Source organism: Marinobacterium sp. MBR-109, assembly GCF_040547565.1.
GTDB lineage: Bacteria > Pseudomonadota > Gammaproteobacteria > Pseudomonadales > Balneatricaceae > Marinobacterium.
The window spans coordinates 91,299-115,371 of record NZ_JBEPPZ010000009.1 but is presented as its reverse complement, the minus strand read 5'-3'; the positions used below and the strand labels follow the sequence as shown (position 1 = coordinate 115,371).

General features: G+C 58.2%; 13 protein-coding genes. 7 read left to right on the top strand and 6 right to left on the bottom strand.

From position 1 onward, the window contains the following. Positions 1–58: 58 nt before the first annotated feature. The 3 genes from ABIE60_RS12595 (at position 59) to hmpA (ending at position 5,540) form a co-directional block, all read left to right on the top strand. Positions 59–1,249, top strand: coding sequence for an MFS transporter (locus tag ABIE60_RS12595; protein WP_354469820.1), 1,191 nt, complete (start codon positions 59–61; stop codon positions 1,247–1,249). A 91-nt stretch (positions 1,250–1,340) separates the two neighbouring features. After that, the gene (locus ABIE60_RS12590; protein ID WP_354469818.1) at positions 1,341–4,271 is read left to right on the top strand and encodes a transporter substrate-binding domain-containing diguanylate cyclase; all 2,931 of its coding nucleotides are present in this window, start codon (positions 1,341–1,343) and stop codon (positions 4,269–4,271) included. 84 nt (positions 4,272–4,355) lie between these two features. Then, positions 4,356–5,540 (top strand): NO-inducible flavohemoprotein, encoded by a 1,185-nt coding sequence (gene hmpA / locus ABIE60_RS12585; protein ID WP_354469816.1) that lies wholly within the window; start codon positions 4,356–4,358, stop codon positions 5,538–5,540. A gap of 79 nt (positions 5,541–5,619) precedes the next feature. On the opposite strand, the gene ABIE60_RS12580 is transcribed toward hmpA, so the two are convergent. From ABIE60_RS12580 to ABIE60_RS12570, 3 genes are all read right to left on the bottom strand, one after another. Further along, entirely contained in the window at positions 5,620–5,817 is a 198-nt protein-coding gene (locus tag ABIE60_RS12580) for a YjfB family protein (protein WP_354469814.1), read from the bottom strand. A gap of 89 nt (positions 5,818–5,906) precedes the next feature. Beyond that, a complete protein-coding gene (gene rapA, locus ABIE60_RS12575; RefSeq protein WP_354469812.1) occupies positions 5,907–8,768 on the bottom strand; it encodes an RNA polymerase-associated protein RapA in 2,862 nt (953 codons plus the stop codon). Positions 8,769–8,846: 78 nt separating this feature from the next. Further along, on the bottom strand, positions 8,847–9,422 hold the full coding sequence (locus tag ABIE60_RS12570; protein WP_354469868.1) for a uracil-DNA glycosylase family protein: 576 nt from the start codon (positions 9,420–9,422) through the stop codon (positions 8,847–8,849). A gap of 134 nt (positions 9,423–9,556) precedes the next feature. On the opposite strand from ABIE60_RS12570, the gene ABIE60_RS12565 reads away from it, so the two are divergent. The 4 genes from ABIE60_RS12565 to ABIE60_RS12550 are packed head-to-tail and all read left to right on the top strand — an operon-like array spanning position 9,557 to position 16,669. Beyond that, positions 9,557–10,189, top strand: coding sequence for a histidine phosphatase family protein (locus ABIE60_RS12565; RefSeq protein WP_354469810.1), 633 nt, complete (start codon positions 9,557–9,559; stop codon positions 10,187–10,189). A 5-nt stretch (positions 10,190–10,194) separates the two neighbouring features. Then, on the top strand, positions 10,195–12,348 hold the full coding sequence (locus ABIE60_RS12560; RefSeq protein ID WP_354469808.1) for a putative bifunctional diguanylate cyclase/phosphodiesterase: 2,154 nt from the start codon (positions 10,195–10,197) through the stop codon (positions 12,346–12,348). Between the two features lie 53 nt (positions 12,349–12,401). Beyond that, entirely contained in the window at positions 12,402–13,451 is a 1,050-nt protein-coding gene (locus tag ABIE60_RS12555) for an efflux RND transporter periplasmic adaptor subunit (protein ID WP_354469806.1), read from the top strand. Continuing rightward, positions 13,448–16,669 carry an efflux RND transporter permease subunit gene (locus ABIE60_RS12550; protein ID WP_354469804.1) on the top strand — a complete coding sequence of 1,074 codons (3,222 nt, stop codon included), beginning with the start codon at positions 13,448–13,450 and terminating at the stop codon, positions 16,667–16,669. Before ABIE60_RS12555 ends, ABIE60_RS12550 begins: the two co-directional genes overlap by 4 nt. Positions 16,670–16,681: 12 nt before the next feature. On the opposite strand, the gene ABIE60_RS12545 is transcribed toward ABIE60_RS12550, so the two are convergent. From ABIE60_RS12545 to ABIE60_RS12535, 3 genes are all read right to left on the bottom strand, one after another. Beyond that, a complete protein-coding gene (locus ABIE60_RS12545; protein WP_354469802.1) occupies positions 16,682–20,416 on the bottom strand; it encodes an EAL domain-containing protein in 3,735 nt (1,244 codons plus the stop codon). Between the two features lie 254 nt (positions 20,417–20,670). After that, positions 20,671–21,876: an L-2-hydroxyglutarate dehydrogenase gene (lhgD, locus tag ABIE60_RS12540; RefSeq protein ID WP_354469866.1), complete on the bottom strand. Its 1,206-nt coding sequence runs from the start codon at positions 21,874–21,876 to the stop codon at positions 20,671–20,673. After that, entirely contained in the window at positions 21,869–24,019 is a 2,151-nt protein-coding gene (locus ABIE60_RS12535) for a TRAP transporter permease (protein WP_354469800.1), read from the bottom strand. The genes lhgD and ABIE60_RS12535 overlap by 8 nt, the downstream gene beginning before the upstream one ends. Positions 24,020–24,073: the final 54 nt, after the last annotated feature.

Here is a 24,073-nt window from a genome sequence, read left to right as displayed (position 1 = left end):
CTTTCCTGTCGCGACCGGCGCCGGTAAGCTGAAACAAAAAAATAACGGACATTACACAATGAGCGAGATACAACGGCCTGCACGCATTTTGCCTCTGCTGGTACTGGCGCAGTTTCTGGGTACCGTCAACTGGCTGGCCGGTAACGCGATCATGCCGGCTCTGCAGACCGACTGGGGGCTCCCCGACAGCGCGGTCTCAAGTCTGACCAACTCGGTACAACTGGGTTTCATCAGTGGTGCACTGCTGTTTGCCGTGATCGCACTGGCCGATCGCATCTCACCCCGCATTCTGTTTTCACTCTGCGCTGGCGGCAGCGCATTAATCGGCTATCTGCTTGGCTGTCATACCGAAACACTGGAGCAACTGCTGGTGCTGCGCTTTTTCAGCGGCGTGATGCTGGCCGGGATCTACCCGGTGGGCATGAAGCTGGCGGCCAGCTGGTATCCACAAGGGCTGGGACGTGCGCTGGGTTATCTTGTAGGTGCACTGGTGCTGGGCAGTGCTTCACCTCATCTGCTGTCCGGTGTATTGGGAGATCACTGGCAACTGGTGATTTTGGCATCCGGTGCCGCCTCAGGCATTGCCGGGCTGATGATTCTGCTGGGGGTACCGGATGGCCCAGCGCTGTATCGCGGCGCTCCGCTGCGCTGGCATGCATTGAGTCTGGCCCTGCGCCATCGTCCGCTGAGACTGGCGGCTGGCGGCTATTTCGGCCATATGTGGGAGCTGTATGCGGTTTGGGCCTTTGCTCCGATCTGGTTACTGGCCTGGAGCCGGGAGCATGAGACCGGCCTTAATATCGGCCTGCTCAGCTTTCTGGTGTTGGGTGCTGGCAGTATCGGCTGCATTATCGGCGGCAAGCTGTCAGTCCGCTGGGGCAGTGATCCGGTCGCCCGCAGCATGCTGATGCTGTCAGGGCTCTGTTGTCTGCTTTCACCCTTGATGTTTGCCATGCCATTCTGGCTGATACTTGTTTTCTGGCTGGTTTGGGGCCTGAGTGTATCGGCTGATTCACCTCAGCTATCGACGCTGTCCGCCCAAAATGCACCGTCAGAAGTCATCGGCAGCGCCCTGACCCTCATGAACTGCCTGGGCTATACCCTCTCGGTACTGTCGGTGGCACTGCTGAGCCAGCTGCTGGCAGCGATCCCGGTACACTGGTTGCCATGGATATTGCTGCCTGGGCCGGTGTTGGGGCTTTGGAGTCTCGCTCGGTTACGGAGGCTGAGTAGTGCGCCCGGGCAATAATAGTTCAGTTAGGCATCAAGGATGCTTGCCTCTAGCCGACTGATCATGTCAACTTGACTCGTATCTGACACAAACTGACATGGATAGAACAGTGACGCGTGTACTTTCAGCCTGTCTGGCAAGCCTGTTTCTGCTGACGCTACTCAATGCCCCCGCAGCTTGGGCTGACACGCTGGCGCTGGACTCGCGTGAACAAGCCCTGATCGACAGGGGTGAGCCCATTACACTGGCGGCCATGTATGACTTCGTGCCGTTTTCCTTTATCGAGGACGGCCAGCACAAGGGATTTGTCGCTGACCTGATCAGCCTGCTGGAGCAAAAAACCGGTGTTCGCATTGATGTTCATACCGGCGAGTGGTCCAACAACCTGCGCATGCTGCGCGAGCAGCAGATCGATGTCATTGCCGATATCTCATTCAAGCCCGAGCGCACCCCCTATACCCTGTACACCACGCCCTACTTTGAAATTCCCACCGTTGTGTTTACGCAAAAAAGCTTTGGCGAATACAAGAGCCTTGCTGACCTGTCCGGCAAGCGCGTTGGCGTACTGCAGAACATTTTTTACCTGCCCGAACTGCGCTCCCACAACGATATCGAAGTGGTTGAATTTGATGATTACGAACGACTGGTACGGGCGCTGGCCTTTGGCGAGGTCGATGCGGCAATCCAGAACCTGACCAGCGGCTATCACTACGCCTCACGCAACGCCTACACCAATATCAAGGTGGCGGGCGAGTTCCAGCTGCGTAACGTGGGCCGTGAAGACCTTCGTTTTGGTGTACGCGTTGACAGGCCGGCGATCCGCTCACTGCTGCAGAAGGGAATGGACGCAATTACCGACGCTGAATGGCGTGAATTGATTGACCACTGGGTTGGCAGCGAATCACTTGGCTTTATCCGCAACGCCCGCACCGTTGCACTGACACCTGAAGAGCGCGAATTCGTCAAGCAGATGCCGGTGATCCGGGTCCATAACGAAGAGAACTTCGAGCCCTACAGCTTTTATGAAAATGATCAGCCCCGTGGACACTCGGTAGACTTGATTCGACTGCTCGCCGAGCGAGCAGGCCTGCAGGTGGAGTTTGTCAGCGGCAAGCGCTGGGATGACTACCTGCAGATGATGCGCAGCGGTGAACTGGACGTCATGACCAATATCGTGCGCTCACCGGAACGTGAGCGGTACATGCTTTTTACGACGCCCTACCTGCGACTGGCTCAGGCACTGTATCAGCACAGTGACAGCCAACCCATCAATACGCTGGAAGAACTGAAAGGCAAATCACTGGTACTGCCGGATGGTTTCTTCCTCTATGACCAGTTCAGCCGTGTTGATGGGCTCAACCTGATCGCTTCATCAGACAGCCTGGAGTCACTGATGATGGTCAGCACCGGTCAGGCAGATGCCACCATTGAGCTGATGAGCGTTGCCGATCACCTGAGTCAGAAATATGGCATCCCCAACCTGAAAACGCTCAGCACCCTGAATATCAAGGGTGGCGACCCGCTCTCTCTGCAGCTGGCGGTACGCAAGGATCTGCCGCTGCTGCGCGATATTCTGCAGAAAGCGATGAACAGCCTGACCGAAAAAGAGAAGCGCGAGCTGCAACAGGAGTGGATTGCCCGCACCAACAACCCAACCCACTATGTTCACCTGACCGGCCAGGAACTGTCCTGGCTCGAATCCAGAGCTGCACTGCGCATTTGCGTTCAACGCCACCGAATGCCGTATGAGCAGATCACCGAAGATGGTCGCCATGTCGGCGCCTTTGCCGACATGCTGGAAAAAATCCGCAACCACTCAGGCCTCAGTTTCCGATTGGTGCCGGTGGAACACTATGCAGCGGCCCTGAAAGCACTGCAGCAGGGGCACTGCGACCTGATCTCCAAGTCCCCCCTGCTGCCCGAGCAGCAAGGCCTGAGTTTCACCCAGCCTCTGTTTAACACCTCGTTGGTGATCGCCACCCGGCTCGACGAAGTGTTTGTCAGCCGTACCGAGCAGCTTGAGCAAAAAACCATCGGTGTTGTCCAGAATGACGACCCTCACTTATGGTTGCAACAGTCCTACCCCCAGCTTCAGTTACGACCCTATCTGGATCTGTCAGCAGCACTTAAAGCGCTGAACGAGGGCGAGATCTTTGCCGTAGCCGACACCCTGCCGGCAATGGCACGAGGACTGGGGCAAAATTTCTTTGCCAACCTGAAGATCTCCGGCCAGATAGAGTCGGACTACACCGCCCGATTTGCGATGCGCGCAGAAGACGCCACCCTCAACCAGATCATGAACAAGTCACTGATGTCGGTCACGGACGATCAGCGCGAATCGATCAGCAACCGCTGGATGACAGCACCCACCTATGCCGAACGAACCGACTACACGCTGGTCGGCCAGGTCACGCTGGCCACCGCCTTTGCACTTGCGCTGATCCTGCTCTGGAACCGTAAGCTGTCACGCCTGAACAACACCATCCGCGAAAACAACCTGCAGCTGCTGGATGCGCATGAAGAGCTGAAGCTGAAAAACCGCATGCTGGAACAGCTGTCGGTAACAGACCGACTGACCCGGTTAAAAAACAGGCTTTATGTGGAACGTATTTTTGACCAGGAGATTGCCCGTGCAGAGCAGGGTGGTCAGTATGATTTTGCCGTACTGCTGCTGGACATTGATCACTTCAAGCGGATTAACGACCACTTCGGTCACGCAGCCGGAGATGCCACGCTGACCGACTTCGCAACGATCCTCAAGGGCAGCTGTCGCGAACGGGATGTCATTGCCCGCTGGGGTGGCGAGGAGTTCATGGTAATCTGCCCGAACACGAACGCCGAGAATGCCGAAGTCCTTGCCCAGAACCTGTGTCGCGCGATCCGTGAACACTCCTTCCCCCTGATCGGTCATTGCACCACCAGCATCGGCGTCACTGTCTGGCGCCCCGGCGACCGTCAGAAAAGCCTGAGCATTCGCGCCGACACCGCACTCTATGCGGCCAAGGAAAGCGGTCGGGATCGCGTGTGTTGTGAATTCTAGACCGGCTTAAACGCTTTACAGAAAAGATGCTTTCAAGATACACTTTATAAAGATGTCATATTAATACACTTATAAGGAAGCATCATGCTGAGCCAGAACACCATCGATATTGTCAAATCCACAGCCCCCGTAATTGCCGAGGCCGGTCCTGCCATGACCGCGCACTTCTATGAGCGCATGTTCAGCCACAACCCTGAGCTGAAGGATATTTTCAACCTCACCCACCAGCAGTCAGGCCGCCAGCGCGAAGCGCTGTTCAACGCGGTCCATGCCTATGCCGCCAACATCGACAATCTGGAGGCGCTGCTGCCGGCCGTTGAAAAGATTGCGCAGAAACATACCAGTTTCCAGATCACGGCCGCACAGTACGATATCGTGGGGACTCACCTGCTGGCGACCATCGATGAGCTGCTTTCCCCCGGTCAGGCCGTCATTGACGCCTGGGCCGAAGCCTACGGCGTGCTGGCCGGCATTTTCATTGACCGTGAAGAAGCCATCTATCAGGAGAGTGAGCAGCAGGCCGGTGGCTGGCGTGGCAAGCGCACGTTTGAGTTGGTAGAAAAGCGCCGTGAAAGTGATGTCATCACCAGCTTCGTGTTCAAACCGGTTGATGGCGGTGCCGTAATGCCATTCAAACCCGGCCAGTATCTGGGTATCTATTTGAAGCCTGAAGGGTTTGAGTATCAGGAAATTCGTCAGTACAGCCTGTCGGCTGCACCCGCCAGTGACCGTTACCGCATCTCGGTCAAGCGCGAGCCGGAAGGCAGGGTGTCCAACTTCCTGCACGATCACCTGCAAACAGGCGACCGTGTGGAGCTAGTCCCACCGGCCGGCGACTTCTACCTGCAGGCACAGACAGACACCCCGGTCACCCTGATTTCAGCCGGTGTGGGCCTGACACCAATGCTGGCCATGCTGGAAAGTCTGACCGAACAGAAGGCCAGTGTGAACTGGTTCCATGCGACCGAAAACGGCAGTCATCACGCGTTTGCAGAACATGTCGATCAGCTGTGTCAGCAGCATGAGCAGTTCAACAGCCAGGTCTGGTACCGAATCCCGGACGCGACAGACAAGGCCGAATCACGCTTTGACCATGAAGGCCTGCTGGATCTGAACGCCGTGAAAGAGATGATCAGCGACCCTCGCATGCAGTTCTACTTCTGTGGTCCGCTTGGCTTCATGCAGTATGTCGCCGGCCAGCTGAAAGCCCTGGGCGTGGAGGACAGCCGCGTTCACTATGAGTGCTTTGGTCCGCACAAGGCACTTTGAAGATCCGCATTCAAACTCCCCTTAAACAATCAAGGCGCCCATGGGCGCCTTGATTGTTTACTGCCTGACAATTCAGGAATCAGACACGAATATCGATATTTTGGCCGACCGGGCTGGTCGGATCGACCGTGGGCACGGGCGCTGCACTTTGAATCAACTGGACCGCCTGCTGCCCGGTTGTTTCGATCTGATCCTTCACCATCGAGTTGATCTTGGTAGCATGAGTGGCCTGAGTCTGCATGTTACTCATGGCGGTGCTCATTGAAGCGATATCCATGGATATCCTCCTTTACTTAGAACATGTGACACCATTTTACGACATCCATGTCTGGCATAACAGTTCAGAGCATTCCCCGCTGATGAAGATTATTCACGCACCAGAATCAACCTGATTGCATCCAGTCTGAGTTCGGCATTTCCCAGCGCCGCCGCCATCTGCTCGGTATCCGCCTGCAGAGCGGCAAGCTCTTCGGGACGCACCATCGGGTTAATTTCTGCCAGAGCCGCCAACCGCTGGTATTCAGCGCTGCGCTGTTGCTTCAACTGCTCCAGCGCTTCGCCACGCAGCTTCACCAGTGCATTTGCTACCAGTGGGTCGGCCTGTTTCAACTGGGCACTGATCTGTTCCCGCGCCAGGCGGACCATTTTCTGCCCGGTATTGCGAGTCACTGTTTCCAGCAGCTGGTTCAGTGGCTGATGTCCGATCATACCGGCCAGATCACGACCATCCTGATCCAGCAGCAGGCGCACACTGCCACTGGGCAGGTAACGCTCCAGCTGCAGCTGGCGCGGAGCCGGACAGCTCAGCTCATATACGAGTTCCAGCAGTAAAGTGCCCGCCTGCAACGGCGGCAGTTTAAGGGTGCACACCGCGCTGTTGCCCAACTCACCCCGCCCGATCAGCTCCATGGTGCCGGTCAGCAGAGGATGCTCCCAGCTCATGAACTGGATATCTTCCCGTGCCAGCGCACGCTCACGACTGAACGTGAGGGTCAGCCCCTCCTCGGGCAGGCCCGGCAGCTGACACAGCATGTGATCACCAGGGTGCAACACCAGCCCGTCCGGCCCGTGCGGCTGAGTATCAACGCCAAAACGGTCAAACAGTTTTTCCGCAAACGCCTGCAATTCACGGCTGTTTTCTGCCGCAGCCACTTCATCCAGCAGTTGCCGGGCCTGCTCCGGCCGGCAGCTGCTCAGCTCAAGCAGCCGGTCACGACCATTAGACAGGTCGAGTTCCATTGACTCACGTTCATGTCGGGTATCATCCAGCAGCGCCTGCAATGCCTCAGTATCTTCTGGCTGCTGCAGGCACTGCAAAAGCCGAGGAGCAAAGCGGCGGTAAAGCGCATCGCCCACGGCACAGACCCGACCAAAGGCATTCAGCCCTTCGTCATACCAGCGCAACAGCACTTCACTGGTACCACCGGTATAGACCGGCACATGGATCTGAATATCATCACACTGACCAATACGATCCAGACGCCCAATGCGCTGCTCCAGCAGGTCCGGGGTCAGTGGCAGGTCAAACAGCACCAGATGCTGGGCAAACTGGAAGTTGCGGCCTTCACTGCCAATTTCAGAGCAAACCAACACCTGAGCACCCAATTCCTCTTCGGCAAAATAGGCTGCTGCACGATCTCGATTGACCAGACTCATGCCTTCATGGAAGACGGCAGAACGCACCCCCTCACGCAGATTGAGGTGATCTTCGAGCGCTACAGCCGTGGCGGCTTGGGCGCAGATCACCAGCACCTTGCGGTTGCGATTCAGGCTCAGCCACTCGACCAGCCACTCAACCCGCGAGTCCACTTCGAGCCAGTCATCCTCGATGATTTTTTCCGGATGCAGCCAAGCCTCGGGAGCCACTTCCTCATCAAACAGGGCCAGCTCTGGCGGCATTTCCAGTGAATGCACCTGCAGCTGACGCTGCGGGAAGCCACTGACAGTATCACGGGTGTTGCGGAACAGAACCCGCCCCGTGCCCTGACGGTCTATCAGCTGGCGGATCAGTCCATCCAGCCCCTGCGCCTGCTGTGGTTCGGGCAGCCGCAACCAGTCATCCACCACCGTGTTGCCAAGCCGCTCGGCCAGAGCCTTCTGCAGATGCACGTCAGCCTGCAGGACACTGGCCCCGTCATCACCCAGCAAGGGTTCGATCAGACTGTTCAGCTGCAGGTAACGGTGTTCCTCATCCAGAAACTGCTGCAGATCAGGGTAGCGAGCCGGATCAAGCAGGCGCAGGCGGGCAAAATGACCTTCAGGCCCAAGCTGCTCAGGTGTGGCGGTCAACAACAGAACGCCCGGCGTATCCTGTGCCAGCGCTTCAATGGAACGATAGGCATGGCTTGGCGTCTCCTGACTCCAGCCCAGATGGTGAGCTTCGTCAACCACCAGCAGATCCCAGCCGGCCGCCTGAGCCTGCAGCTGGCGCGCATCCGAGCGCGTCAAAAGAGACAGCGGGCAGATCACCAGCTGGCTGGATTCAAACGGATTGGCCTGCCCACCCAGTTCAATATCAACGCAGCGCGCCTCATCCAGCAGGCTGAACCTCAGATTGAAACGGCGCAGCATCTCCACCAGCCATTGATGCACCAGTGAATCCGGCACTACAACCAGTACACGGCTGGCACGTCCGCTGATCAGACGCTGGTGGATCACCAGGCCGGCCTCAATGGTCTTGCCAAGCCCCACCTCATCCGCCAGCAGCGCTCTCGGCGCCATGCGCTGGCTCAGCTCGCTGGCAATGTAGAACTGATGCGGCAACAGCTGTACACGGGCACCCAGCAGACCGTGTGCAGCCGAAGCTCTGAGCCGATGCTGTTGCTCAAGAATCGCGACACGCAGCTTGAACAGGCCATTGCGGTCGATCTGCCCTGCAAACAGCCGCTCCTGTGGTCGGCTGAAATGAACCGCGCTGTCGAGCTCCAGTTCAGGCAAAATGACCTCTTCGCCCGCCTCATCAACGCCGCGGTAGATGAAGCACTGGTTATGCTCCATCCGCTCAACCACCTCCATCGCATCTCCGAGCATATTGCAGACCCGGTCTCCGGGTTCATAGGCAACACGGCTGAGAGGTGCGTTATCGGCGGCATAGGTACGGGTTTCTTCAGCGGCCGGAAAACGGATCTCGACACGGCGGTTGGCATATTCGACGACGATGCCCAGACCAAGTTCTGCTTCACTGTTACTGATCCAGCGCTGTCCGGGTACAAATGGCGGTAGTGACAAAATGTGGCTCCCTTGAATTCAGGCCGGCAATTTTAGGCGCTTGGCGGACAAGACTCAAAGCCTGATCGCCAAAGTGGCTCAATCCGACATAATTAAGGCTATCTTCCGCTGCAATTGAGGCAATAACTCCTGCTCGAACCAGGGGTTGCGCCGCAGCCACAGATTATTGCGCGGGCTTGGATGCGGTAACGGTATGCGGCTCGGTCCGAATTCCTGCCAGCGGCTGACCCGCTCGGTCAGGCTCATGCCCTTGCCCAAATGCCACTCCTGCGCATAACGCCCTACCAGCAGGGTCAACTCAATGTCAGGCAGCTCGGCAAGCAATTGTGCGCGCCAGGCCGGGGCGCACTCCGGGCGAGGCGGATTATCACCTGACTTGCCGCGTCCGGGATAACAGAACCCCATGGGTACAATCGCCACTCTGGAAGGATCGTAGAAACGGTCACGGGTCAGGCCAAGCCACTCCCGCAGACGATCACCACTGGCATCGTTGAACGGGATGCCAGTTTCATGCACCTTCAGCCCCGGCGCCTGCCCCACGATCAGCAAGCGCGCCCGAGCGTCTGCCTGCACCACCGGTCTGGGGCCAAGCGGCAGCTGGTCGGCACAGATGCGGCAGGCACGCACCTCTCGCAGCAATTCAGTCAGTGGCATCGGCATCCGGCCCTCCGCTAAATTCTCAATAGCCCTGTTGTATCATACTGATGCCAGTGTAGAAGCCATTTTAAATAAGTGGGTTTTGTTGTACTGTCCGCTAATACAACAACGCCTGTCGAGAGGGATCTTTCATGAAACAACAGGTACGCTGGCTGCTCGGCCTTGCTCTTGTGGTGCTGACTACACTGACACGGGCCGAACCTTTCTCCCCCTCGCCTGCCACCATGGCCCAGCTTGAGGCCATCCGTGAGGGGGGATATGTCCTGTTTATTCGCCATGGCCCTACCGACTCGGGCCAGCCGGATCAGGTACCAATTGACCTTGACGACTGCGGCACACAGCGCCCCCTTTCGCAGGCCGGTCGCGACATCATGCGTGATGTCGCCCGCCAGTTTCATCAGGCCAACATTCCCTTCAGCGATGTATACAGCAGCCCGCTGTGCCGAGCCTACCAGACAGCCGCCATCATCTTTGGTGATGAGGGGTATCGGGTTGATCAGAATCTGATGTACGTGGCGGCGCTGACCAGCAGTGAGAAACAGCCGATCATTGCCCGCACCCATGAGCTTCTGAGTACACCCGTAGCACCCGGCAGCAACCGAGTTCTGGTTGCCCACGGCCCGAATATGGTTGAAGTGATGGAGTATTTCCCGGTCGAAGGCACACTGGTCATCATTCGCCCCCGCCCCGATGGCAGCGGCTTTGATTACGTTGCCAGCATCGAGCCCAACCACTGGAACAGTCTGCTGCAAGTGGCGGAGTAAACCTGATGCGCGCGGGTAAAACCATCCTGATGATGTTCCTGTTGCCCGCTCTGCTGGTACTGTTCATGGGCATACTGCTGGGCTATCTGTCCCTCAACAGTCTGCGCCAGCAGCAACAGGACAGCAGTGCTGCCCTTGCGCTGGACCTGGCCACCATCCATCAGGAGGCCAGTTTTAACCGTGATATCGCCCATCTTCACAGCCGTGTCATTGATGTCCTGGATCGGGCCCGCACTCGCGATCTGACTGAAGTCCAAGTCTATTACGCCCACCGGGATTTCGTTGATGAACTGGCAGAGATCAACACTCGGGTTGAAACCCTGCGCCAATCCAGCCTGCTCAAGGAGGTCAACCACAACTCGGTCAACCGACTGGCAGAAGAGTTCGAGGCCTATCGCAGCATGGTGATCATGGCCACTGAGATCGCCGCCATCGACCCGAATACCGCCAATCGCTTCTTCGCGACAGCCCAGCAAAGCTACAACGAGTTTTCACAGTTTACCGGTCGAATATCGGTGCTGCTCACGGAGCGCGCTCTGCAGCGTGAACGGGAAAGCCAGACCCGTTACGACCAGACGTTCCTGCGCATTCTGGTCATGAGCCTGTTGGCCGCATTGGTCATTACCCTTATCGTGATTCTCGTGGCTCGCATGATCAGCAGCCGAGTACGAGACATTGCCGATGCACTCAGCCAACTGGCCTATAACCAGAGTGCCTGCCTGAAATTGCCATCCATAGAACGCTTGCAGCGCACCTCCAAAGGTGAGTTCGGGCGTATTGCCGGCGTCCTGCTGGGGTTTCGTGATGACATGGTGCGGCGTATTCAGGCCGAAGAGGCCAATCACCGCCTGATCTTCTATGATGCACTCACCGAGTTGCCCAACCGCCGCATGCTGCAGGAACAACTGATACACCTGACCAGCAGTGAGCGGATGAAAAACTACTACGCCCTGCTCTGGATCGATCTGGACCGCTTCAAGCTGCTGAACGATCTGCGTGGCCACCAGGCAGGTGACAGCTTCCTGTTCGAGCTGGCGTTGAAGATTCGTACCCTGCTGCGTGAAGGCGACCTGCTGGCGCGTGTCGGGGGGGACGAATTTGCCGTACTGGTCGAACTGCCTCAAAGCGATCGTTCTCTGGCAGCACGGGAAGCGGAACAGATCGCACAGGAATTGCGCTGCGGCCTTGAAGGCGAGTACTCAATCGAGGACTTCAATCATTTCCTGAGCGTCAGCATCGGTATTGCACTGTTTACCGACCGCCAGTTTGAAAGTGAAGCGCTTCTGGGGCAGGCCGAGCTGGCCAAGTATCAGGCCAAGGAAGCCGGACGCAATACTGTCAGCTTCTACGACCCACAGATTCAGGCCGAAATCAGCCAGCGTGCAGAGCTGGAAAATGAACTGCGTCAGGCGATCGACCGTGATGAGCTTGAGCTTTTCTACCAGCTACAATTCGATTGCAAGGGCAACGCCACGGGGGCAGAGGCCCTGCTGCGCTGGCGTCACGCCGAAAAGGGGCTGGTCTCTCCGGCTCAATTCATTCCGCTGGCGGAAGAAACCGGCCTGATCGTACCGATCGGCAGCTGGGTACTGAAAACCTCCTGCGAACAGCTTTGTCGCTGGCAGGACAATCCGCTCACGGCCAAGCTCCAGCTGGCGGTCAATGTCAGTGCGCGTCAGTTCCGTCAGTCCGACTTCGTGGCCGATGTTGAGGCAATTTTATCCCAAACCGAAGTGCCACCCGGCAAGCTCAAAATCGAGCTGACCGAGTCCACCGTGCTTGACTATGTCGAAGAAACCATCAGCAAGATGGTTCAACTGCGCGAGCGCGGCGTGAAATTCTCAATGGATGACTTCGGGACCGGCTACTCATCACTTCAGTACCTGAAACGACTGCCGCTGGACCAGATCAAAATCGATCAGTCGTTTGTACGTGATATCGCCACTGACAACGACGATGCCATGATCATCAAGACCATCATCGCCATGGGCCACGCCCTGTCTCTTGACGTTATCGCAGAAGGTGTCGAAACCGAGCAGCAGCGCGCCATTCTTGAAGCCTATGGCTGCCTGCACTATCAGGGCTATCTGTTTGCTCGCCCTCTGCCGCTTGCCGAGTGTGAACAGCAGTTGCAAACAGGATCGGCGTCCGTTCATTGACGATCCGCCACTTTGTATTTAGATTTATCTAATATATTCAAAGAGGCCTCACCATGTTATCTGCACCGCTGCAACGTCTGCTTACCGTTCTGCTGCTGGGCCTCGCCGGCAATGTCATGGCTGCCGAGTCGATTGAAAGCGTCTCTGTCGAGCGCCGTGCCCTGGAAGAAAAGGTACAGCTCGATGGTGTTATCGAAGCGGTGCAACAGAGCACGGTTTCGGCTCAAACCAGTGGACGTGTCACTGCCCTGCCCTATGACGTAGATGATTCGGTACCGGCCGGAGCTCTGATCGTGCAGCTTGAAGACAACGAACAGCAGGCGCGGTTGCAGCAGGCCCAGGCTGCTCTGTCTGAAGCCGAAGCGGGCCTTGCGGATGCACGTCAGCAGTTCAGTCGCAGTCGCTCACTGCATGAGCGCCGCATGATTGCCGACCAGGCGCTGGATCAGGCTCGCAACCAGCTCAGCGCCAGCGAAGCACGTCTGGCTGGTGCTCAGGCAGCGGTTGCCGAGGCCCGCAAGCAGCTGGACTATACCCGTGTTACCGCTCCCTACGGGGGTATTTTGACCGAACGCCATGTAGAGCTGGGTGAGAGCGTCAATCCCGGCCAGCCCCTGCTCAGCGGCCTTTCACTGGAGCAGCTGCGTGTGGTGGTGGATTTGCCGCAACAATATGCCGGTATCGCCCGCGAAGCACGCAAGGCCCGTGTCACACTGCCGGATGGTGATGTGCTGCCCACCGGCAAAATGACGTTCTACCCCTATGCTGACCCGATAAGCCACAGCTTTCGACTGCGCATGACGCTGGATGAGCCCGATACCCGCCTGTTTCCGGGCATGCTGGTCAAGGTCAGCATCCCTGTTGCCAACCGCGACGCGCTCTGGATACCCGCTACCAGCCTGCTGCATCGCAGCGAACTGAGAGCCGTGTTTGTGCTCGATGGCAACGACCACCCTCGCCTGCGTCAGGTACGCACCGGTGTTCGCAACGGTGACCAGGTCGAGATTCTGGCAGGCCTGATTGAAGGAGAACGCATCGTGGCTCATCCGCTGCAGCTCAGCGGCCAGCCTGAACTGAGTGTTAGCGGGGAGTCTCGGCCTTGAGCGCGTCACTGCCGCCCGTCGGCCCTTCGGGCGCGATCGCCCGCGTATTTCAGAACTCGCGCCTGACACCTCTGCTGGCCCTGCTGGCCATCCTGCTCGGTATTCTGGTGCTCGTGTTCACCCCCAAGGAGGAAGAACCCCAGATCGACGTGACATTGGCCGATATTCTGGTGGCCATGCCCGGTGCCGGTGCCGCTGAGGTCGAGAACCTGATCGCCACGCCCGCCGAACAGGTAATGAGCGAGATCGAAGGGGTCAAGCATGTCTACTCGGTATCACGTCAGGGACAGGCCGTGATCACCGTTCAGTTCAAGGTTGGTGTCAGCCGTCAAGAGGCACTGGTCCGACTCTACAATCAGGTCTACTCCAATCAGGACTGGCTGCCTGCCGACCTTGGCGCCAGCCCGCCGCTGGTCAAGCCACGAAGCATTGATGACGTACCGATCATGACTCTGACGCTGTATGACCCGCAACAACGTTACGGCGGTGAGGAGCTGACCCGGCTGGCACACATGCTGGAGGTGGCACTGAAGCGGATACCGGGTACGCGGGATATCTATACCGTTGGCGGTGTACCTGATCGGGTCGAGGTGCATTTTGATCCCGCCCTGCTGGCCGGGTACCGACTTGCCCTGGATGATATCGCACAGGCATTGCAGGCCGCCAACAGCAGCTCACAACCGGTCAGGATCACCCGTAACAGCCTCTCCATTCCGGTGCAGGCAGGCCTGCTGCTGGAAGATATTGAGAGCATCCGCAGTCTGGTAATCGGTATGCACCAGGGAGCCGCTGTCTTCCTGCGTGATGTAGCCGAAATCAGCAGGGGCCGTACTGTACCGGATCGCAGCGTTATGCTGGGGTTCGGCCCGGGCAAGGCAGCGGATAGGCCCGGCACCATCGGACAGGTATATCCTGCCGTAACACTGGCCATTGCGAAGCAGCCCGGCGAAAATGCGATCAACATTACCGAAGCCATCGAAGCAAGGCTGCAACTGCTCAAGAACCGGGCATTGCCCGAAGATATCGAGGTGGTGATCACGCGCAACTATGGCGAAACCGCTTCAGCCAAGGCCCGCAAGCTGATCACGGATCTGGTCTCTGCCACCCTGTGTGTGATGCTGCTGGTGCTGGCCGCCATGGGCTGGCGCCAGGCCACTATCGTCGGTGTTGCTGTACTGGTAACCCTGCTGCTGACACTGGTGTTTTCCTGGGCCTGGGGCTTCACCCTTAACCGGGTGTCGCTGTTCGCGTTGATTTTCTCCATCGGGATTCTGGTAGATGACGGCATCGTCATCACGGAAAACATCAACCGGCGCATACAGAACTCTCTTCATCCAGTGAAGGATATCATTCCGGTTGCCGTTGACGAGGTGGGTACGCCAACCATTATGGCCAGTCTGACCATCATGGCTGCCCTGATCCCCATGGCTTTTGTAAGCGGCCTGATGGGCCCGTACATGAGCCCTATCCCGATCAATGCATCGGCCGGCATGGTGATTTCACAGATTGTCGCCTTTGTGGTCGCCCCCTGGCTGGCACTGCGTCTGCTGCACCACCGTCAGGGGACACAGGCCAGCGAAACCGGCAGTTCGGGTGATGGTGTCAACCCGACAACACTCCGGCTTTTCAGCCGCCTGCTGACTCCGTTTCTGGGGGCTCACCGCGGCCGCCGGGCCCTGCTGGCACTGCTGGTGGTCGGCCTGACGTTGCTGGCCGCTGCCCTGCCGGTGTATCAGCTGGTGATTCTGAAAATGCTGCCGTTTGACAATAAGTCGGAGCTGCAGGTCGTGGTCGACATGCCGGAAACCGCTCCGATGGAGGAGACGCAACGCCTATTGCTGGCGCTGGGGCAGCACCTTGAAACCGTTGCGGAAGTTGCGAACTGGCAAAGCTATGCCGGCACCTCGGCGCCGATCAACTTCAACGGGCTGGTACGCCAGTATTATCTGCGCAGCGACCCCTGGCAGGGAGACCTGCAGGTCAATCTGGTCGCTGAAAGCGAGCGTGAACGCCCGTCACACAACATTGCCCAATCGTTGCGCCAGCCCCTGCAGGCGATCGCCGCGCCTTTTGACGCTTCGGTGAAAATTGTCGAGGTACCTCCCGGCCCTCCCGTCCTGTCACCGCTGGTCGCCGAAGTGTACGCGGCCGATGCGACCAGACGAGCGGAGCTGGCGCGTCAGTTGATGGCACAGATGCAGCAGATCGAAGGATTGGTCGATATCGACTCAACACTGGAAGCACCCACCCGGCAATGGCAGGTGGTGGTTGATCGCGCCCGTGCGGCTCGGCTGGGCATTTCCCAGGCGCAGGCCGTGCAGGCACTGCAGACAGCACTTGGCGGCAGCAACCTGAGTTATCTGCATGACGAACATGCCAAATATCCGGTCCCGATCCGGGTTATTCTGCATGAAGGCGACAAGGCACAGCCATCGGCACTGCTCTCGCTGCAGCTGCGAAACCGTGAAGGCCAGCTGATTCCTCTTGCCAGCTTCGCCCAGGTTGTTGAGTCAGACTGGGACGCGGCCCGCTATCACAAGGACCTGCTGCCGGTGACCTATGTCACGGCGGACATGGCCGGTGCGATCGACTCTCCACTCTATGGCATGTTCCGCATGGTGAATGCACTGAATCAGCTGGAGGATGCGCCGGAACAGTTCTTTATTCGTCAGCCGGACCTGCCGGAGCTTGGCACACTGAAATGGGACGGCGAGTGGCAGATCACCTATGAGACGTTCAGAGACATGGGACTGGCCTACAGTGTTGGCGTGTTCATGATCTTTGTACTGCTGGTGGCGCAATTCCGCTCCTACCTGATGCCGCTGGTGATCATGGCCCCCATTCCGCTGACGCTGATTGGGATTCTGCCCGGCCATGCTCTGCTGGGCCGCGAGTTTACCGCGACCAGCATGATCGGCATGATTGCTCTGGCAGGCATTATCGTGCGCAACTCCATCCTGCTGGTGGTATTTATTCGTCAGTTACAGGATGAAGGGATGGCATTGGAAGACGCGGTGGTGATGGCCGGAGCCGTCAGGATCAAGCCCATCGCTCTGACAGCGGTTTCCGCGATGGTGGGTGCCTGGTTCATTCTTGGCGACCCGATCTTCAACGGACTGGCAATCTCGCTGGTGTTTGGCCTTGCCATGTCGACACTGCTGACGATCATTATTGTGCCGCTGCTGTATTATGCGTTTGCACGCCGCCGCTGGTTATAGCCGCGGCGGCAATCAATCCAGGGCTTCAGCCTCAGGCTGCCACTGCTCTGTCCACTGCTGCAGCCACGCCGAGAGCTCATCATTCGGCATCGGTCTGGCAATGGCATAACCCTGGCCCAGCTCACAGCCCAGATCCAGCAACGCCTGACAATGGGCCTGAGTTTCGACCCCTTCGGCAATAACAGAGCGACGGAAAGCCTGAGCCAGACGAATGACACCATCCAGAATCGCCAGATCATCCGGGTCATCAAGCATGTCACGCACAAAGCTGCGGTCAATCTTGAGCAGCTCAGCCGGCAGACACTTAAGATAGGTGAGCGACGAGTAACCGGTACCGAAGTCGTCCAGCGCAAAGCCCACGCCCAAACGCTGGCAGGCGATGATGATGTCCGATACCTGCACCACATCATCCAGTGCCGTGGTTTCCAGAATTTCCAGCTCCAGATCACCGGGCTGAATCTCGGGCCGCTGTTGCAGCTCTTCGTCCAGGCGCTCGACAAAACTGGCATGCTGCAGATGGATGGCGTCGATATTAACGCTGACCTGCAACGCGATACCGGCCCGTTTCCAACTCAGCAGCTGATCCAGCGCCGTACACAGCACCCAGTGCCCCAACTCAATCGCCAGGGGGTGGTTTTCAATCACGGGAAGGAAAGCAGCCGGTGGCAACAGACCCCGTTCAGGGTGCTGCCAGCGAATCAGCGCCTCACAACCGATCACTTCGCCAGTGCGCATGTTCACCTTGGGCTGATAGAACAGCTTGAATTCCTGGTTGTACAGCGCTTCCCGGATGCGTTCCAGGCTTTCATGCTGGTCACGAACCGCCCTGTCACGTTCCACATCAAACAGATGGTACCGGTTCTTGCCCGCCTGCTTGGCCTGATACATCGCCTGATCAGCCTGACGCTGCAGCTGATCGGCATCCAGGGACTCCTGCTGCGGATAAAACACCACACCAATACTGGCGGAAACGGCCAGCTCCAGATCATCCAGCTGGACCGGTTCGGCCGCCGACTGCAGCAGGCGCTCCAGTACCGGCGTACTGGCACTCGGGCTTTCCAGGTTCTGCAATACGGCAACGAATTCATCCCCACCCAACCGGGCAAGAGTGTCTTCATCACGCATCACCCGCTTCATGCGCCGTGCCACCTGCACCAGCAGCTGATCACCCACTGCATGGCTATGGGTATCATTGACAGCCTTGAAGCCATCCAGGTCGATAAACAGCACCGCGATGCTGATGTCATGACGATTGGCCTGTGCCATCGCCTGTTGCAGACGATCCGCCAGCAGAGTTCGGTTGGGCAAGCCGGTCAGCGGGTCAAAGTGGGCGATCTGCTCAAGCTGTTTCTGCTGCAGCTTGAGGGTTGTGATATCGGACAGCAACGACACATAGCCCTGCAAGCGACCGGCCTCGTCGTAAAATGCATTTACCTTCTGCAGTACGGCATAAAGTTCACCTGCCTTGTGTCGGTTCCAGACCTCCCCACTCCAGTGGCTATCACGTTGCAGGGCCTGCCACATGCTGGCGTGGAAGTGCTTGCCCTGAAGGTCAGAGTTGAGGAAAGCGGGGGTTCGCCCCATCACCTCGTCGGCCGCGTAACCGGTTGTACGGGTAAAGGCGTTGTTGACGCTGACAATATTGCCGTCAGGGTTGGTAATCATGATGCCTTCGTTAGCGTTATCAAATACGCTTGCAGACAGGCGCAGCTGGCTCTCATGCAGCTCTCTACGTCTCAGGCTCACCAGCAGTTCGGCAAACAGTTTCAGCAGAGCCACGGTTTCGCTGCCAAATTTATTGCGGTGGCGCATGGAGGAAATACCGATAAAACCGCTACAGCTGCCCCTGCCCATCAACGGCTGATCAATCAGGCTTTTGGTGCCCTGTGATTTCAGTATTTCGGCTACAAAGGGGTCGGGAACCTGCTCCAGGTCCGCTATGACAATCGGCTCGCCTCTACCGTGCAGATCAATCCAGTTGGGGAACTCATCCATCGGTAGCTGCTGCAGCTTGTGCGCTTGTGGGTCAACGCCCTTGGCACACCATTCAAACGTCATCGAGGCGGTTTTACGCTCAAAGTCATACTCGAACAGGTAGCAGCGATCGGCATCAAAAAAGCTGCCGATCTCGCGCATGGCATCATCCAGAGCGGATTCGATTTGATTCAGCGGCAGGTTGATGAAACGGCTGGAGAACTTCAGCACGATCTGCCGATAACGATCCGCCTGTGCACTGAGCTGTTCTGCATGACTGCGCTGCATTTCGGCACTGACGCGGTCCACAAACAGTTGCATCAGTCCTGTTGCCATATGCGCCTGCTGCAGTGGCCGCTGACTTAAGGCAACCAGCAGCCCAACAGGTTGCTGCTGCTTGTCCAGCAAGGCACTGCCAATATAAGCCTGCGCCCCCATATCCACCAGCATCAGATCCTGGGGGTAGAGTGTTTGAATATCGTTTTCGTGCAGCAGCTGATGATGCTGCAGCACGTCTGCGCAGGGCGTATCGGCCAAGGCGTAGCTGAAGCGGTGAATACTGCCTTCGTCAGACCAGCCGGCCAGCACTTCGGCCCGCTGGCCATCACTGGACAGCCTTGCCACGAAGGCATATTCAACACCCAGCGCCTCAACCAGATGCCGACTGACCGCCTCATAGAAGTCTTTCCCTGACAGCGGAGCAAAGCTGGTCGCCAGAGCAGCCAGCGCCTGCCGCGTCAACTGCTGCTCGGTAATGTCCTGCACCGTCCCCAATGTCTGCACCGGCTCACCCTCGGGCGTATACACGGTTTCGGCACACACACTGACGTGTTTGACGATATCACCCGGCAGCAACAGGCGATGATTGATCTCATAGGTTTTGCCGGTTCTCAGGGCCTCACTGTACACCTCCCTGATTCGCTGTCTGTCTTCAGGGTGCAGTCGCGACAGCGCCTGGCGATAGCTGGAGTCATTGTCAGACGGATCAAGATCCAGCAAGCGGTACATTTCATCCGAACAGGTAAAGCGCTGATTGGTGTGATTCAGCTCCCAGCTGCCAACTCTGGCAATGCGTTGAGCCTCTCGGAGGCGTTCACTGCTCAGCTCAAGTGCTGCTGTGGTTCTGCGGCGTTCCCGCTCCAGTTGACGCCTGCGCTGGATGTTCAGAATCAGTATGGTGATGACCAGCGCCTGCACCAGCAAACCTCCGGCCAGCAGCCAGACCTGCAGTTTGCGACTGCGCTCAAGTTCATTCACCTGTGCATCCACCATCGCCTCCAGCCGCTCCTGATAGTGCCAGAGATCCTGTGCGGCGTGCCGCCCCGGAGTGATATCGGTGATGATGGAAAACAGCAGGTTCTGTTCGTTGAAGTAATAGGGGCGCGAATGGACTTCAACGGTGCGAACTTCGCCATCGGCCAAACGGTGGCGGAACAGGAAATAGTTGCGCCCTTCGGCTTCGGCCAGGGCTCGCTCCTGTGCCACCTGCTCCGGGGTAAAGGTATTGATCTGCTGGATGCTCATGCGCTGCAGCTGTTCAACCGGATAGCCGTAAAAAGCGGCTGCCGCGGCGTTGGCTTCGATGATCCGGCCACTGTCGGGCTCGATCAGCAGCATCATCACGCCGGACTCGCGGAACACCTGCTCGAACTCCGGCCCCTTGGCCACAACGGAGGCCAGCCCTGACACCACCAGCAGCATCGACAGCATCACCGCCAGCAGCATGCGGCTCAGCTGGGGCAGTGAAAACCGCTTCAGTACAGATTCAAACATCCGCCACCCCGACAGGATGACTCGCAGTGTTTGCCGGGACAAAGGTCACAGAAGCAGAAACGGGAGGGAAACGATGGGGCAGACACGGGACATGCCTGCGATCAGGGTGCTCGGTAAGGGTCTCAAACAGGGCCATCAAAAGGCTTGCTCCAACTACTGCCATCCGCTCGGTCATTCAAACTAACAAATATTGAAACCGACAACAAGCGTTTAAAGCTGTCGCAAGCCAGATACGACTTGGCCATTGATAATAATCAGATATTAGTCTTTCCTGATATGGCTTCCAGCTGATCCACGATATGGGCGGCAATCGGGATGGCGGAGGTGGCAGCCGGTGAAGGTGCATTGCACACCACCAGTGCCCGCTCGGTTTTCACAAACAGGAAGTCATCCACCAGCGAACCATCCCGCGCCACCGCCTGCGCCCTCACCCCGGCCGGGTAGGGTTTCAGATCCGCCAGGGTCAGCTGTGGGCAATACTTGCGTACCAGCTGCAGATAGCCGTTGCGGAACAGGCTGTTTTTCATCTCGGCCAGTCCCGGCTTCAGGTTGCGTCCCAGCATTTTGAGCAATCCGGGCCAGCTCAACATGCCGGTCATTTCGGACAGGCTCAGATCCCGCTTGCGGTAACCTTCTCGCTTGAACGCCAGCACCGCATTGGGGCCAACGGTGACGGTGCCATCGATCATCCGCGTCAGGTGTACGCCCAGAAACGGCAGATCGGGGTCGGGAATGGGATAGATCAAGTGGTTCACAATCCGGTTGTGCTCGGGCGGCAACAGGAAGTATTCACCCCGAAACGGCACGATGCGAAAGTCCGGCGTCTGCCCCAGCATTTTGACCATCCGATCCGCCCAGAGTCCGGCGCAGGCAATCAGATGCTCTGCGCTGAACAGTTCCGCATCGGTTTCCACCTGAACACCGGACCCGTGCTCTTCTATCCGTCTCACCTTGGCGTTGAAGCGCACCTCGCCACCGGCCTGATGTACCAATTCCACCATCTTTTCACAGATGCGGGCGTAACTGACAATGCCGGTCGAAGGTACGAATATGGCCCCCGCCCCGGTAATGTTGGGTTCGCGCGCCCTGAGCTGGTCGGCATCGAGCACCTCGATCGGCAACTCATTCTCGGCACAGCGTCCGATCAATGCCTGCATCCGCTCCAGCTCCTGCGCGTTGGTCGCGACCAGCAGTTTGCCGCATTCATCAAACGGAATGCCGTGCTCACGGCAGAAAGCCTTGGTGGCGGCATTTCCCGCCTTGCAGAAACGCGCCTTCAGACTGCCGGGCTTGTAGTACACCCCGGCGTGAATCACGCCGGAGTTGTGGCCGGTCTGATGCTGCGCCGGAGCGGATTCTTTCTCCAGCACCAACACCCGCTTGCCCGGAAAACGCTGTTGCAACTCCAGAGCCGTTGCCAGCCCCAGAATGCCGGCGCCGATCAGAATATAGTCATGCATGACGGGCATGCTCCTCACCTCCTGCCGCTGCTGCTTCGGAAAAGCGTCGACTGAACAGGAACAGCGCGACAAATGCAACTGCAGCAACCAGGTCATAAGCCAACTGACCGTGGGGCCAAAGCAGACCGATGGCACAGACACCGCTGAGCAGACGCAACAGCAGGTTGAGCCGCCCTTCCAGATAACCTTCCATGAAGCCGACGAAGGCGTACATGCCGAGAATACCGAAGGCAAAGATGGTCAGTACCTCGGTCCAGCTGCCGCCGATAAACGGGGTGTAGGCAAACAGCAGCGGTACGACATACAGCCCCTTGGAGATTTTCCAGGCGGTGAAACCGGTCGCCATGGGCGGTGTACGGGCAATCGCCGCCGCCGCAAAGGCGGTCAGGCAGACCGGAGGGGTCACGTTGGAGTCCTGCGACAGCCAGAAAATGATCATATGCGCGGCCAGCAGGATCATCGCCAGCTTCTCGGGCGCCATCGCCTGCTCCAGCAGCTGCCCCTTGAAGTCGGCCGGTACCTGCTCCAGCAGGCCCATCGCCTGCGCCTCGCTCATGGGTGCAGCCAGTGCCGTCAGACTGTTCGGGTCCACCAGCATGAAGATGGTGCGTGCCATCTCCGGCAGCTGACCATTGACCATCAGCTGGATCAATTCACGTTCGGCCATCAGACCATAGAGCGCCGGTGCCGACAGGGTCGCCAGCACGATGTAGGCAGCCGTGACCGGCAGCCCCATCCCCAGCACCAGCGAGGCCAGCGCCACCAGTACCAACGTGATGAACAGGCTGCCACCGGCCCAGTCGGTCACCATCAGCGAGAAGGTGTTGCCGATGCCGGTCATGGAGACCACATTCACCACCAACCCCACAGCAATCAGCAGCATGGCGGTGGTGGCCATGTTTTTCGAGCCTTGCGCCAGGGCATCGATGATCTCTCGCGGCCCCATTTTGCGCGGCGACAGCCAGGACGCCACCACCACGGACAGAATGGAAATACCGGCCGCGTAGGTGGGTGTAAAACCCTGTACCAGCAGGGTGACCAATACCACCAGCGGCAGCAGGCAGTGCCAGCCTTCCTTGAACACCTCACCCACCGGGCGTGTGTTCATCTCAACGGCGTGCGCATGGCTGCGCTTGGCTTCAACCCGTACATAGAAGCCCACCGACAGAAAGTACAGCAGCGCAGGCAGCGCCGCGATCCCGATAATCGTCACATAGGGAATCTGGGTATAGGACGCCATGATGAACGCCCCGGCGCCCATCACCGGCGGCATCAGCTGACCACCGGTAGAGGCTGCCGCTTCGACACCGGCGGCAAAGCGCGGCGGAAAACCGGCCTTCTGCATCAGCGGGATGGTAATCACACCGGTGGATACGGTATTGGCCACGGAGGAGCCGGACACCGAGCCCATCAGACCCGAGCCGAACACGGCCACCAGACCAGGCCCACCGACCATCTTGCCGGCCACGGCACGGGACAGATCGATGATAAAATCACCGGCGCCGGATTTCACCAGAAAGGCACCGAACAGGATGAACATGAACACATAAGTCCAGGAGATCATGGCAATGGAGCCAAACATTCCCTCGGACGAGAAGAAACTCCGGTACAGCACGGTTTCCAGGTTGAGGCCGGGGAAATTGAACATGCCCGGCACATACTGCCCCCACCAGAACACATAGGTCAGGGCAAACAGAATAAGACAGGGAATAAACCAGCCGGTGGTCCGGCGTGTCAGTTCCAGCGCAATCGCAATGGCGACAATCGATACGATCCAGTCCGTGGTGACAAAATTGACACCGCGCGCATAGAGCGCATCTTCAAACAGCATCAGGTACACGGTTGTTCCCACCGCCGCCAGACCGATCAGCAGGTCCAGCCCCAGCAGCAGCTTCGAGTCACCGGCCTTGCGGCTCATCGGCACCATCAGCGCACAGATCAGCGCAAAACCGGCAAAGTGGATTGCGGCTACCCAGAGTTCGGACAGGGTGCCCAGGGTGTTGAAATAGATATGAGCCAGCGCAAACAGCGCACCACCCCAGTAGATGAAGCGTCCACTCAGCGAGTGCTCGTCACGCTTGGTCAGCTCAAGGCTTTTGAGGCGCTCGGCGGTCTGCTGATCATTCAGCGGCGTTGAGGTCATCGACTCTGTCCTCTGTTGTTCGGTATTCACCACAACCGCACACCCCGCCCCTTG